The organism is Pantoea sp. PNA 03-3 (assembly GCF_003201175.1).
Classification (GTDB): domain Bacteria; phylum Pseudomonadota; class Gammaproteobacteria; order Enterobacterales; family Enterobacteriaceae; genus Pantoea; species Pantoea stewartii.
This window is the reverse complement of sequence record NZ_QICO01000002.1, coordinates 517,821-530,943: the sequence shown is the minus strand read 5'-3', so window position 1 is coordinate 530,943 and position 13,123 is coordinate 517,821. Positions and strand designations below refer to the sequence as shown.

The following is a 13,123-nucleotide window of genomic DNA, read 5'->3' as shown; positions in this document are numbered from 1 at the left end:
AGCGGATGTCGCGCACCCCACTAAAACTGACGCTGCTGGCCATGGCCGTGCTGCTTTCTGCGTGCTCGGTCAGAGACGTGGCCACCATTGAAAAAGACAACAATACGCAGGGCGATACGGCACAGCGGATACTGCAAAGTCGCCTGGATATGACGCAGCCGGCTGTCGTGTGGGCGGACAAGCCCTGGGTTAACCTGAAACCCATTCAGTCGGCCATTGCGGCGCCGGACGACGTCAGAATGCCGCCCTGTCCGGTGTTTTTTAACAGTCCCGAGGGGCTGACGCTGCCGCAGATAGCCAGCCGCATTAATGCCCTCTGTGGCTTCCGGGTTTACATCTCGCCGGAGGTTTCAGCAGCACTTCTGCAGTCCGCAGGTGGCAGCGTTGTCACGTCACAGATGAGCGGCCGCCTTCCGGCACCGGACGACAACGGTCGGGTGCCGCTGGCACAGATGGGTATGCAGGCGCAGCCCGCTGTCATGTCGACGTCTGAACCCGTCCTGTTCCAGGGAACGCGGTTTCAGGGCGATGCGCAGGAAGCCCTGAACATTGCCGCCAGTACGCTGGGTCTCTCAGTCCGCCGCACAACGGGGCGTGTGGATTTCTTTATTCAGGACACGCGCACCTTTCAGCTCGCCATCCTCAATACCAAAGTCGACAGCTCCGCGTCCATTACCTCCGGGGCGGGTGCTCAGCTGGGCAACCAGAGCGGAACAGGCGGCACCAAAGGCGACGTCAGTTCGAATCAGAAAACCAACTACGGCATGAACAGCGACCTCTATAACGATATCCGCAAAACGGTCGAGCAGATACTGACGCCAAAAAGCGGCCGCTACTGGCTGTCTGACGCAACCGGCACGCTCAGCGTGACCGACACGCCTGACGTGCTGGACAGGGTCGGCCGGTATATCGATTACCAGAATAAAGTACTGAAACGTCAGGTACAGCTGACACTGCAGATTGTTCGCGTCACCCAGACCAAAAACGTCGACCGGGGTCTGGACTGGGGCCTGATTGCCAAAACGGTATCAGGGCTGGGTGCGAGCGTCGGCAGCACCTTTACCGGGGCCCCGGCCAATGCGGGGAGTTTTGGTCTGTCCATCCTGAACAGTGCAACCGGCGGGGCTGAGAAGTTTTCCGGCTCACAACTCATGCTCAGGGCGCTTGAGCAGCAGGGTACGGTCACGATGGCGCTGAACCAGACTGACCCGACGGCCAACCTGACGCCAATAGCCTACCAGCTGTCCAACAATACAGGGATGCTCAACAGCTCAAGCTCCACGGCGGTGGCCAACGTGGGGGTGACATCCAGCCAGACCGTAACAAGCATTACCACCGGCCTGTTCATTACCATGCTGCCTTTTGTGCAGGAGAATGGCGATATCCAGCTTCAGTTCGCCTTCAGCTACACCACGCCGCCGGACATTCAGAGCTTTATCAGCAAAGACGGGAATACCCGTAACGACGTGGCTAACACCGCGACCGAAGGCCTTGCCCGCAAGGTCAACCTGCGCGCGGGGCAGACGCTGGTGCTCACCGGCTCAGAACAGCAGAACGCCTCCTCCAACAAGCAGGGGACGTTTACGCCTGAGAACTTCCTTCTGGGCGGCGGTCAGAGCGGCGCGAAGAGCCGTTCAACGCTCGTCATCATGGTTACACCGGTTTTACTGGGGCAATAACGATGAAAATCTCAAAAAAAGCGTCACGCCTGCTCAGCGCCGGCGTAACGGTCAGGGACAGAAAAAACCGCCGCGAATGGGTGGCCGGCATGGAGTGGGAGGAGGCTCAGTCCGGTATTCAGTGGCTTCGCCACGGCACACGGGCAGCGGACACGCATTACCGGATTCAGGGGGCTCGTCCGCATGCTCTGGTGGGGAATGTTTCCCCGGGCCGGACCCGCAGCGGCCTGTATTCACTGGCTCTGGCCTTTCAGCTCAAAGAAAGCGGCAATGCCTGGGGCATATACCGGCTGAGCCGTGAGCATGACAGTTGGGTGTTTCTTGCCATAAGCAACGGGCACCTCTCGGTCATGGGCGACTTCACCGGCACCCGGACTGATGCAGAGTCCGCCGCCAGAAATTTCCTGCATTTTAACGATTCCGAATCGGGTGAATTCCGCTGTGTTGCAGCAGCTGATGAGGATACTGATGTTCTGTCTGTTACCTCAGGCCTCACAGGCGCTCAGCTCAAACGCTGCCGTCTCCGCCGTCGCCTGAGCCCCTCGGAAGTCGCACTCCCTTCACTGGTGCTGATGGTATTGCTGTATGCCGGCTGGTATGCCAAAGACACCCTCAGCGAACGGGCGAGACTGGCCGCCGATGAAGCCGCGTTCCGCGCAAGGATGGCCATGACGCCGGCAAAACCTGTACTGCCTGCCTCAGCGCCGCATCCCTGGGCGCATCAGCTGCCGGTGCCTGTGATGCTCAGCTTCTGCTGGCTGACGCGTGAACCGCTGTACGCCTCTGTTGCCGGCTGGCGCGTTTCAGATGCGGAATGCATTCCGAAGGGCATCCGCCTGCGCTACACCGCCACGCCGGGCGCGACGGTGAGCGATTTTGCTAAGCGCGTCAAAGAGTTGTTTGGCCTCGATGCGGTTTTCAACCTCCAGGAAGGCGGCAAAAACGGGGATGTGTTTATCCCTGCCAGGGTTAGCCCTGCGCAGTTTGAAGACGAAAAGCTGCCCGGTACTGATGCGCTTCTGATGCGCTTTATCTCTCATCTGCAGCGGCGAAACATTGATGTGAAGTTTGACGAGGTTAAGCCGCCTGTTCTCGCCCCCGGGCAGGAAATGAAAACAGCACCGCAGGACTGGCGGGAATTCACCTTCATCATCAACTCCCGCCTGCAGCCCGAGATGCTGTTTCAGGGGCTGGATTCGACGGGGATTCGTCTGACGAGCGTGGCCATCACCATGAACGAGCAGGCGAAGTTCAATTACACCATTAAGGGGAGCGTTTATGCGCAGAAATAGCCCTGCAGTTATCTGTCTGCTGCTGTCATGGACGCTGATGCATCGCGCTCAGGCAGCAGACAGCGGCTCTCTTCCGCCCAACGTCACCCTGGGCGAGCTGGAATCTGCTCAGGCACAAAACCTGCTGCTTGAGCAGAGGGTACAGACGGCGCGACTGCAGCAGCAGTTGCGTGAGAGCCTGGCGCCTGTCACATCTGCGCCAGCGCTGTCAGCCGTCGTTCCGCCGCTCTCCTCTTACCCGCAGGCGGGCCAGATGCCGTCATCCTCCTCACAGGTAAAAGAGAGCAGCTCAGCAGCGCCTAAGTCTGCCGGCATCCGGCTGGTCGAGATTTACGGTAAGCCCGGCCAGCTCCGCGCCCGCCTGCTTTTACCGAGTGGCGGTATCGCCGAGGTGGTGAAAGGCGACCAGATCCCCGGCACGGCAAAACGTGTGACGGCCGTGACCGAAACGCTTGTGCGTCTCAGTAACGACACCGAACTTTCATTCTGAGGTGACCATGAAACCGGCTAAAGAAATTGCTGACTTTGTGTTTGCAGAACAGCACCCAACCCAGGGCGTCACACTGCTGATTGATAAAAACCGCCGTCAGGACCCGGCCATACAGCGCTGGGCCGTGGATATGGCGAAACAGCACGCCGGGGCAAAAACGGAATTCGTTACGCTCAGTGAACTCAGCCAGCGCCGTGAAAGCGCTGTTGCCCAGGGGCTGATTGTCACGGAAAACGACCTCGACAAAAAAGACGTCAGCCGCTCCCAGGATAAGGTGCTGAGTTATTTCAGCCTCGCGTATGAGCTTCATTCCTCAGATATTCATTTTGAGATTAGCGCCGACCGCAAACTCACCATTATCAGGATGCGCATCCACGGTGAGCTTGAGGTGATTGATGAGCTCACCGATGAGGAAGGCATTACCCTCGTCTCAACGGTTTACATCTCGATGTGCGATGTCCGCGAACAGTCTTTTTACATGGGGCGTGAGCAGTCGGGCCGTGTTGACGCGAAGTTTGCACGTCAGGCCGGATTATACGGGGCGCGTTACGAGCATCGCGCCACGCCTGACGGGCTGTTTGTCGTTATGCGTATGATCCCTGATGACAGCAAAAATATGCCAACACTGGCTCAGCTGGGCTTCCTGCCCGAGCAAATCGGGCTTGTGATGCAACTGCTTCGGCTGCCCTCGGGTATGGTGCTTCTGACGGGGCCAACCGGCTCAGGCAAGAGTGCCAGCATGCGCTCGTTCTGCGAGTTGTGGATGAAACTGACGGGCGGCAAAAAGCTGCTGCTGACCCTGGAGAACCCAACCGAAGGCCTGATGCCCGGCGCCATTCAGACTCAGGTTATGCCGGATGACAATAGTCCCGAAGCCATCAGCCGGGCGTGGAATAACGGCAATGCCTCCTCTCTGCGACTCGATCCGGATGCGCTGGGAACGGGTGAAATGCGTGACCTCTATTCCATTCTCGCGGCAATTTATGCCTGCGAAACAGGCCACCCTTTTTTCTCAACGCTGCATACCAAAACTCCAATCGGTGCCCTCCGGCGTATGGAGCTCTTCGGCATCGATCGCCGCCTTCTGGCTGACCATTCCCTCATCGTCGGGCTGATAGGTCAGCGACTGGTGCCCCTGCTCTGCGATAGCTGCAAAATATCCTGGTCCGATAAATTGTATGAGTTCGACACGGAGACCCGTGAGCGACTGGAGAAATACTGCAACGTTGAAGGCGTCTGCACGCCACAGCAGCTTTTCTTCCGAAACCCTGAAGGTTGTGAATGCTGCAGAAAGGTCGTTCCGTTCAATGGCCGGATAGTCAGTAAAGGTGTTACAGGGCGTGCCGCAGTGGCAGAGGTCATGCGCACTGATGCCCGAATGATGAGAATCTGGCTGTCAGACGGGCCTGATGCCGCGCGTCTGGACTGGATCAAACGGGGCGGTATCTCACGCCTGATGCACCTGATGCGCTACCTTTCCGAAGGCAGGGTCGATCCGCTGGAAGCTGACCTGATTTGCCCCCTCGATGAAGACGAACACCTTCACAGCGAGGCATCTCATGTCGCGTAATCTGCGTTTCAGGACAGAGCGGGACATGTCCCTTTTTGAACGATGCCGTTATCACGCGGTGAGACTGACCTTTACCGGCGCACACCGTCAGATGTTTTACGAGAACATGCGTTTTCTGCTGGAAAACAAAAAGCCTCTGGAAATTTCCCTGAAAATGATTGGCGATGTGCACACCAGTTTTGGTGAGAAATGGCATCCCTATCGGGAACTGACCGAAGACTGCCTTGAAGGGCTAAGAGATAACACGCCGGGGCGGACGCTCAGCGACGTGCTAGCTATATGGGTGCCTTACGAAGAAGCCGCGCTCATCAGTGCGGGAATGCGGACAGGGCGAATTCCTGTCTCCCTGGTACAGGCAGACAAACTCATCAGAGCCCGCCAGCGCATCCTTAACCAGGTGGTTTTTGCTTCTGTCTATCCGCTGGTACTGGTTGTACTGGGTGGCAGTCTGCTGGGTGTCAATAACCTCGCGCTTGTTCCGATGCTGGGTAACATTAGCGACCCGGCAGGCTGGACGGGGGCTCTCGGCTTTATGAAAGACCTTTCGGACTGGACGGCCCAGTGGGGACCTGCAGCGGCATTTTCCACTGCCGCTTTGCTTGTGGCCAGCCTGTGGTCCCTTCCCCGGTGGCGCGGCAGCCTGCGCCGCATCGCCGATAACTTTCTGCCCTGGTCTTTATACAAGGACCTGCAGGGTGCGGTGTTTATGATGAATACCGGTGCGCTTCTGGGTGCCGGCGTACCTGAGCTTGAGGCACTGGAGCTTCTCAACGGTTTTGCTCACCCCTGGCTGCAGGAGCGCATTGAGGCCGCCATGGACGCCATGAGCGAGGGGAATTCTCTCGGCATGGCGCTGCGTGAGTGCGGCTATGACTTCCCGAGTCGTGAAGCTGTTAACTACCTGTCACTGCTTGATGACGGCAAGGGTTCGGCCGAAATGATCAGCAACTATGCCGACCGCTGGCTTGAACAGACACTGAAACGTGTCGCCCGCAGGGCCAACACCATCAAATTTTTATCCATGCTCATGATTCTGGGGTTCTTTGCACTCATCATTCTGATGATTATGCAACTTCAGGATACAGGCTCATTCAACCTTCGCTGAGGACATGCCATGTCTGTTTCAAACAATACCGTAAAAGTTCACCCGGACCGGGGCTGGGGGTTCGGTGAACAGGGTTATATCGTAATGGGGACTCTCCTCGTTCTTGCCATTGTGGTCGTAGCCGGCTGGAAACTTATGCACAGAAAAGACACCGCCGTTGAGGTCACCAGCCTGCAAACCATGCTGAGCAACGGCGTGGCCCTTAAAGGACGTAACGGATACGATTATTCCAGCGGTGCCTCCATGACAGGCATTCTTATTCAGAGAGATGGCGCACCGTCCGGTTATACCGTTCACGGCACGCCATCGTCTGGTACTGCCACCCTGACAAACAGTTACGGTGGTCAGGTCGTCATCGCCCCGGTTGCGGTCAATGGCTACAACAATGCGTTTTCAGTAACAACCCAGAGCCTCCCGCAGTCAGCCTGTATTGATGTTGCAACCGCTATGAACTCATCCGGCACCTCCAACACGCTGACCATCAACAGCACGGATCTCAGTAATGGTGCCAGCTCTGAGGCAATCGCACAGGCCTGCACGGCAGACAGCGGTCGCACCGGTAACAACACGATTGTCGTGACCCATAACGGCTGATGTGATGTCCCGCCCGGTGCTGGTTGTGATGATGTTTATGACGCTGTTTTGTGCCCGCGTTCAGGCATTCTGCTTTGACGCAGCGGGCGCTAAATACCATATCGATCCGCTTCTGATTAAGGCGATCGCGACGGGTGAGAGCAGCCTCCGTCCGGGCGTGACCCACATCAATCACGACCCGAAAACCGGGCGGGCTGTCAGCACGGATTACGGACTGATGCAGGTGAACTCTTCGCATATTCCGTCGCTTGTGGCGCAGGGCTTTATCAGCAGCCCGCAGGATCTGCTGACGAAACCCTGCCTCAACGTACAGATAGGCACCTGGATACTGGCCTCGCATTTTCAGGTCTGTGGCATCAGCTGGAACTGCCTGGGGTCGTACAACGCCGGATTTCGAAAAGACCGGCACGAAACCCGCGAGTCCTACGCTAACCGCGTTTATGCCATTTATAAAAAACTGCTTTTAAAAGAGCGGGGAATAAAACTGTGACAATGCTGACCCTGAGTATGCCCTGGCAGTTTACTGCCGCGCTGTTTCCTGTGTTTCTTTTATTGCTGAGCTTTATCGCCACACACGTCCGTAAAAGCATCGGCCTGTATTACCTTCCCCGTAACCGGGGGGAACAGGAGTTCACCGCCACTGCTGTCAGCTGGCTGTTTGCTGCTGCCGCCACGGTGGTCATGCTCTCTCCGCTTTCGCAGCGACTGCCGGCGTTTTTTTTCATCCTGTTTCTTTTCAGGCTGACGCTGACCGATGCCCTGACGGGGTTGCTGCCGCGACACATGACCGTAAGTTGTCTGCTGGCTGGTCTGGCGGCTTCACTCTGGAAGCCCGTCAGTGAAGGTTCAGGCGCCGCGTTGTCTGTCCTGGCGGGTCACACAGCTGCCTGCCTGGTGGTTCTCGTCATGGTCGGTGCCTTACGGCAGTTCAGTATTCTGCGCGACGGCAGAGAAAACCCGGCGCTGGGCGACGTGTGGCTGGCTGGCGCAGTCACAGCCTGGCTCGGCTTTTCGGACGGCTGCTGGGCGATCGGAACAGGCGTTGTCATGTTTACACTCTGGCAGGCGCCGAAACGCCATACGGGCGAAGGCGGTCCGCTGGGGCCATGGCTGTCAGCGGGCGCCGTGACAGTGACCCTGATTCAGCTCTATCAACCCATTGTGATCTGGTGAATAACATGCCTGCTCAAAAATCTCATGATCGTGGCTGGGCCATAGTCAGCACCGGGATTGCACTCATGGTTTTGCTTTATATGTCCGTCTGGGGCGGTTCGCTGGTACGCGACTGGAATGAGAGACAAAACTGGCTCAGGAGCGCCACCCAGACATCCCGGTTCACGCAGGCCGTGAAAAGCTACACGGGTCGTTACTACGATACGCTGTTGTCGACCGCGCCCGTTACGGTGACGCCGGCCATGCTGAAAAATACGGGTTTTCTGGAGCCGGGATTCACCGAAAACAACGATTATGGTCAGCAGTATCTGGCCACGGTGGTGCGTAATCCGTCCCAGAATAACCAGCTGCAGGCGCTGGTTTACACGCAGAACGGGAATCCGCTGCCCTTTATGGCCATGGATCAGATTGCCGTCAGTATTAACGCGGGGATGGGCGGCTACATCGATACAGCGGGCACCGTCACCGGTGCCCGGGGCGGCTGGTCGGCACCTCTTCAGACGTTTAACGCCAGCACCACGCCCGGCCATATTGCGGCCCTTCTGACTACGGACGACCTGGGCGCATCCCGTGCCAAAAGCGATCGGTTATACCGGTTTGCGGTAAACGGCAAACCGGACCTCAACACCATGCATACCAGTATCGATATGGGCGGAAATGACCTGAACAATACGGGCAATGTGAACGCGGCAAACGGCAATTTCAGCAGCAATGTCACGGCGAACGGCACCGTAACGGGTCAGGACGTTAACGCACGCGGCAACATGTCTGCCGGCAGCAACATCACGGCGAACGGCGATATTCGCAGTAACAGTGGCTGGCTCATCACCCGCGACGGTAAAGGCTGGCTGGATGAAGCGCACGGCGGCGGTTTTTACATGTCGGATAACGACTGGGTTCGCGCCGTCAACGACAAGAGCATTTACACCGGCGGCCAGCTACAGGGCGGAACGGTCAGATCAAACGGCCGGCTCTCCACGGGAGATGTCCTTCAGCTTGACGGGGTAAACAATCCCGGTGCGGATTGCGGGCCAAACGGTCTGGTCAGCCGCGACTGGAGTGGCGGGATACTCTCCTGCAAAGATGGTAAATGGGTGGGGATGAAATCAAGCGGTCAGTACGGTGACCTGGGATACATCACGGGGCAGTATAATGGTTATAACGGTCAGCCTTATACCATTACCGTTTATGCTACGGGCGGCGCGTCAACTGTCCACAGACAAATTGGCGATGGTGACTGCTCTAACACTTATGACCTTGTCGGTTACGCGGGAGGAAAGTTTGTGGCGCAGGCGCACGACAACAATACGGGCTGGGCAAAGGCGGGATTTATCAGCTTTCAGGTGCCGGCAAATACGAGCTACAGCATCGTTTCCAATCCCCTGCCCGAATACGGGTGTTCACCGGGCGCCTTCAACGGCTTCATTTACCAGTGATGTCTTTATACAGAACGGGCGTGCAATAAAAGACCGCCCTCTGGCGGTCTGAGTTTCATACTGCTGACCGGGATACCCGGGGTTGCTTTTCTCGGATGTGTTCGTCGGGTGTTTCAGCCGTATCGGCTATACCCGAATGGCCGGTATAGCCGCTGCGGTGCCAGGGCAGCGGTTTGACATGGGGAATGTCTCTGGCCATTGCGGTAAAGGTGACGAACATACACAGAGCTGCAAAACGGAATCCCGCTTTCATGTGCTTTCCTCCTCGCTGTTGAACAACCGGAGCTATCCTGCAAAAAATTCCGTAAAGCTGCGTCAGTCAGATTTAAAGCTGCCGAGGAGCCTGTAACGGATTCATAAATCTTTGAAAGCGGCTGATGAGTTAATCATCGCCAGTGCTGCGTTAATTTTGCACCTTATGGCCGTTCTGCTGTGCAGCCATAAGGAATTCACCGATGTCACTTTCCCATGCCTCACCTGATGAACTGGTTGCGCCCGTTTCGGGGGCCAGCATCACAACAGATGAGCCCGTTGTTTCTTCGCCAGCCCCTGAAAAACGGCCGCCCGACATACGGCGACTGTTGCGTCAGGGTGGTGCGGCCTTTGTGGTTATCGCTCTTCTCGGCACCCTGACGGCTTCTGCGGTCCTGCTTGTACGCGTGTCGAACCTGACTATCCGAGTTAACACCCTGGATGCCGCTTTCCGCAGCGGCGAGATTGGCCAGCTGTCTTCGAACGTTACCATCATGCAGGAAAAGCTGAAAACGCTGGAAAAACAGCTGTCAGCGCTTGCGCCGGTGCAGGACAAAGTCACCTCGCTGTCGACTGAACAGCTCAAACTCAGCACCCGTGTGAATCAGCTCAGCGATGCCAGCCTTTCCGATCAGCAGTCTGTTGAACAACTGCAGCAACAGTTAGGACAGCTTCGTCAGGAGGTTCAGACGTCGGCCTCAGCCATCGAGACGCTGAAACAGCAGGCGGTGGCCACGCCAAAAGCCCCTGAGCCGGAAAAGGCTAAGCCGCAGCCGTCTCAGAGGGCGGTTACCTCGCCAAAAAAGGCTAAACGGTCAGTCCGGCACGCGGTGATGCTGGCTGCACCGTTTGAGCTGACCGGCATCGAACGTCGCGGCGGGCAGACCTTCGCCGTCGTCATTCCCCGTGGCGTCACCGTGATTTCCTCAATGCGCCTGCTCTCACCCGGGGACGGCTTTATGGGCTGGACCCTGCGTGCGCTCGAGGGCAACGCGGCGCTGTTCAGCGTTAACGGCAGTGCCGTTCGTCTTCAGGTTCAGTAAAAGGACAAATCATGAAAAAAACACTGACTGTAACACTCATATTACTGCCTTTATGGGCGCTGGCCGCTTTGCCGCCGAATTATGAAATGCACAGCACTGTTGCGCCAATTCAGGAAAACAGTTCATCACAGCAGAATACACAGCAGCAGGCCCAGCAGTGGGGCCTTTCTGCCAGTGACTGGAGTCGTTATCAGACCCTGATGAAAGGCGAGCGCGGGATCATGTCACCGGGGCTGGACCCGCTCACGGCGCTCGGTGTGGAAACCGATAACAGCGCGGAACGTCGCCGGCTGGCTGAGTTATGGGTCAAACACGAATATCAGCGAACCGAGAAGGAGCTGGCTTTCCAGCGGGAAGTCAACGCCGCCTGGCTTCGCCTCTATCCGGAAACGCTGGCGGTAAACATGGGCGCCAACGCGGCCGGCATTGCGCACGACACGCAGGGGCGCCTGGCGCTGTTCCTGAAGGAGAACTGCTCACGCTGTGATGCGCGTCTGGCCGCCGTTCTGGCTGACAACCGCCCTGTCGATCTGTATCTGGTCGGCATCGACAGCGATGACGGCCTGCGTGCCTGGGCCGTTAAGCACAACATTCCGGTGGAAAAAGTCCGCAGCCGGCAGATAACGCTGAATCACGACAATGGCCTGTGGTTCAGGTACGGCATGGGGCAGATGCCGGTCATTCTGCAGCAGGGGGAGACCGGATGGCAGGTCGCGGCGTACTGAAAAAGGCGGCCGTAGTGGTCTGCCTTGTCAGCTGCGCCTGCAGTGCGACTGACAGCCGCCAGGTCATTCCGGATGCCTACCGGCAGATAGCGGCAGCAGAGCGGGTGCCGGCGGAGTCGCTTTATTCACTGGCCATGGCAGAGAGCACCCGCAAAACCGCATGGGGTGCAAAACCCTGGCCGTGGACCATCAACGTAGCCGGCCGGGGTTATCACTATGAAACGCGTGAAGCGGCCTTCACCGCGCTGCTGGGGTTCATGCAGCGCTGGCCACTGAAGAATATCGATGTCGGCGTGGCTCAGGTTAACCTGGGCTGGAACGGGCATTTTTTTCCGACCTACCGCGACGCCTTTGACCCTTATCTCAACCTTCGTGCCGCCGCCCGCATACTTCGCGCCTGTTACGAAGCACGCCCCGGCAGCTGGTTAAACGCGGCTGGCTGTTATCACCATCCGGCCGGCGGTAAAGAGGCGCAGACCTACATCGCCATCGTTCGCCGCAAGCTTGGCCAGATTGCCCCGGTGTCATCCGGTGCACAGTCTGTCACGCCGGTCGAGCTCGCCAGTAACACCCTTACCTGGATCGAACCGAAATGATGAAACGCAACTGCTTTATCCGGAATGCTCTGTTCAGCGCGTGCCTGCTCTCCGTCGTCACGGGGGCCAGCGCGGCGCTGGTTGTGGTCGGTGACCTGGGCGGTGAGTCCACAGCGCCGTACTTTGATGCCATTAACGCTGACAAAGATGCTGTTGCCGGTGCACCCTCTGTGCCGGCTGCGCCGCCTGAATCGCTGTCCATTTCCGACATGCTGCCCGTCAGCACGCCGGAAATGAGCCCGGGCCCTGTGTCACCTCAGCCTCTTGAGCTTTCAGGCATGCCGCCGGTGTTTGTGGTGGGCGACGACAACCTGTCAAAACAGTGGCTTTCACAGCATGCGGCAGCGCTCAGTCAGATGAGTGCTACAGGCATGGTCGTGAGCGTGAAGGACGCGGCTGCGCTGAGCGCGCTTCGTGCGCTGGCGCCGTCCACTGAAATGGTGCCGGTGAGCGGCGGTGATCTTGCCCGTCGCCTGCACATCGTCCATTACCCCGTGCTTATTACTGATAAGGGGCTGTCACAGTGATGCCCGTTACTGTTATTGTGGAGCTGCTACTTACTCACCCTTATCAGACAGCAGCTGTAGTTATTTTTGCACTGGGTTTTGTCTGCCTTTCCTTCCCTTTATGTTTCAGAAACGCGAGCCAGCGTCGTCACGGGCAGTATCAGAAGCGTGCAGCGTCTGCATTAGCGCGCCTGCCGCAGCTGTACGATGATGCTGCCAGGATGGTGTGGCTGCGCAAAATGAATCCCTATGTATTTGAGGAGATGTTGCTCACGGCGCTGTCCCGTCAGGGGTTTCGTATCAAACGTAATGCCAGCTACAGCGGTGACGGCGGTATGGACGGTCAGGTCTGGATAGCCGGACAGCGCTGGCTGATTCAGGCGAAGCGCTACGGCGCCACTATCAACGCACAGCACGTTGTTGCATTCGGAGAGCTGGTCCGTAAGGAAGCGTGCGGTGGGCTCTTCATCCATACCGGGCGCACGGGTGAAGTCAGTCGTGAAGCCTTCAGATGTTGTCCGGATGTCACGCTCATCAGCGGTCAGCGTCTTCTTCAGCTGCTTGCCGGCGACCGGCGCTGGCTGGATTTCCCGGACAATGTCCATCACCTGAAGCTGCAGTCCGGTTTCAGCGCCCCTTCATCCCGCCATTGAGGTAGTCTG

General features: G+C 57.8%; 15 protein-coding genes. 14 read left to right on the top strand and 1 reads right to left on the bottom strand.

All coding sequences use genetic code 11. The features are described 5' to 3' along the window. The first annotated feature begins 5 nt into the window (after positions 1 to 5). The 9 genes from C7433_RS08895 to pilV are packed head-to-tail and all read left to right on the top strand — an operon-like array spanning position 6 to position 9,339. Positions 6 to 1,679, top strand: a complete 1,674-nt coding sequence (locus C7433_RS08895) for a PilN family type IVB pilus formation outer membrane protein (protein ID WP_110268019.1) — start codon at positions 6 to 8, stop codon at positions 1,677 to 1,679. Positions 1,680 to 1,681: 2 nt separating this feature from the next. Next, complete coding sequence (pilO2, locus tag C7433_RS08890) at positions 1,682 to 2,971, top strand: type 4b pilus protein PilO2 (RefSeq protein WP_110268018.1); 1,290 nt, start codon at positions 1,682 to 1,684, stop codon at positions 2,969 to 2,971. After that, on the top strand, positions 2,958 to 3,461 hold the full coding sequence (pilP, locus tag C7433_RS08885) for a type IV pilus biogenesis protein PilP (RefSeq protein ID WP_110268017.1): 504 nt from the start codon (positions 2,958 to 2,960) through the stop codon (positions 3,459 to 3,461). The genes pilO2 and pilP overlap by 14 nt, the downstream gene beginning before the upstream one ends. 7 nt (positions 3,462 to 3,468) lie before the next feature. Further along, on the top strand, positions 3,469 to 5,031 hold the full coding sequence (locus tag C7433_RS08880) for a GspE/PulE family protein (protein ID WP_110268016.1): 1,563 nt from the start codon (positions 3,469 to 3,471) through the stop codon (positions 5,029 to 5,031). Continuing rightward, positions 5,021 to 6,136: a type II secretion system F family protein gene (locus tag C7433_RS08875; RefSeq protein ID WP_110268015.1), complete on the top strand. Its 1,116-nt coding sequence runs from the start codon at positions 5,021 to 5,023 to the stop codon at positions 6,134 to 6,136. The genes C7433_RS08880 and C7433_RS08875 overlap by 11 nt, the downstream gene beginning before the upstream one ends. Positions 6,137 to 6,145: 9 nt before the next feature. Next, entirely contained in the window at positions 6,146 to 6,730 is a 585-nt protein-coding gene (locus C7433_RS08870) for a type 4 pilus major pilin (RefSeq protein ID WP_028724175.1), read from the top strand. 4 nt (positions 6,731 to 6,734) lie between these two features. Beyond that, positions 6,735 to 7,220, top strand: a complete 486-nt coding sequence (locus C7433_RS08865) for a lytic transglycosylase domain-containing protein (RefSeq protein ID WP_110268014.1) — start codon at positions 6,735 to 6,737, stop codon at positions 7,218 to 7,220. Beyond that, positions 7,217 to 7,903, top strand: a complete 687-nt coding sequence (locus tag C7433_RS08860) for a potassium transporter TrkH (protein WP_110268013.1) — start codon at positions 7,217 to 7,219, stop codon at positions 7,901 to 7,903. The genes C7433_RS08865 and C7433_RS08860 overlap by 4 nt, the downstream gene beginning before the upstream one ends. A 5-nt stretch (positions 7,904 to 7,908) precedes the next feature. Next, positions 7,909 to 9,339, top strand: coding sequence for a shufflon system plasmid conjugative transfer pilus tip adhesin PilV (pilV, locus tag C7433_RS08855; protein ID WP_110268012.1), 1,431 nt, complete (start codon positions 7,909 to 7,911; stop codon positions 9,337 to 9,339). A gap of 55 nt (positions 9,340 to 9,394) precedes the next feature. Here pilV and C7433_RS08850 read toward each other — a convergent pair whose 3' ends face one another. Next, the gene (locus C7433_RS08850) at positions 9,395 to 9,592 is read right to left on the bottom strand and encodes a hypothetical protein (RefSeq protein ID WP_110268011.1); all 198 of its coding nucleotides are present in this window, start codon (positions 9,590 to 9,592) and stop codon (positions 9,395 to 9,397) included. A 202-nt stretch (positions 9,593 to 9,794) separates the two neighbouring features. Here C7433_RS08850 and C7433_RS08845 point away from each other — a divergent pair, with 202 nt between their 5' ends. From C7433_RS08845 to C7433_RS08825, 5 genes are read left to right on the top strand one after another with little or no spacing between them, the layout of a single operon-like run. Continuing rightward, a complete protein-coding gene (locus tag C7433_RS08845; RefSeq protein ID WP_199227851.1) occupies positions 9,795 to 10,634 on the top strand; it encodes a plasmid transfer protein in 840 nt (279 codons plus the stop codon). Positions 10,635 to 10,645: 11 nt separating this feature from the next. Further along, positions 10,646 to 11,359 carry a TIGR03759 family integrating conjugative element protein gene (locus tag C7433_RS08840; RefSeq protein ID WP_110268010.1) on the top strand — a complete coding sequence of 238 codons (714 nt, stop codon included), beginning with the start codon at positions 10,646 to 10,648 and terminating at the stop codon, positions 11,357 to 11,359. Continuing rightward, on the top strand, positions 11,338 to 11,955 hold the full coding sequence (locus C7433_RS08835) for a transglycosylase SLT domain-containing protein (RefSeq protein WP_058707886.1): 618 nt from the start codon (positions 11,338 to 11,340) through the stop codon (positions 11,953 to 11,955). The genes C7433_RS08840 and C7433_RS08835 overlap by 22 nt, the downstream gene beginning before the upstream one ends. After that, positions 11,952 to 12,482, top strand: a complete 531-nt coding sequence (locus C7433_RS08830) for an integrating conjugative element protein (RefSeq protein WP_110268009.1) — start codon at positions 11,952 to 11,954, stop codon at positions 12,480 to 12,482. The genes C7433_RS08835 and C7433_RS08830 overlap by 4 nt, the downstream gene beginning before the upstream one ends. Further along, positions 12,482 to 13,114 carry a restriction endonuclease gene (locus C7433_RS08825; protein WP_110268008.1) on the top strand — a complete coding sequence of 211 codons (633 nt, stop codon included), beginning with the start codon at positions 12,482 to 12,484 and terminating at the stop codon, positions 13,112 to 13,114. Before C7433_RS08830 ends, C7433_RS08825 begins: the two co-directional genes overlap by 1 nt. The last annotated feature ends 9 nt before the right edge of the window (positions 13,115 to 13,123 follow it).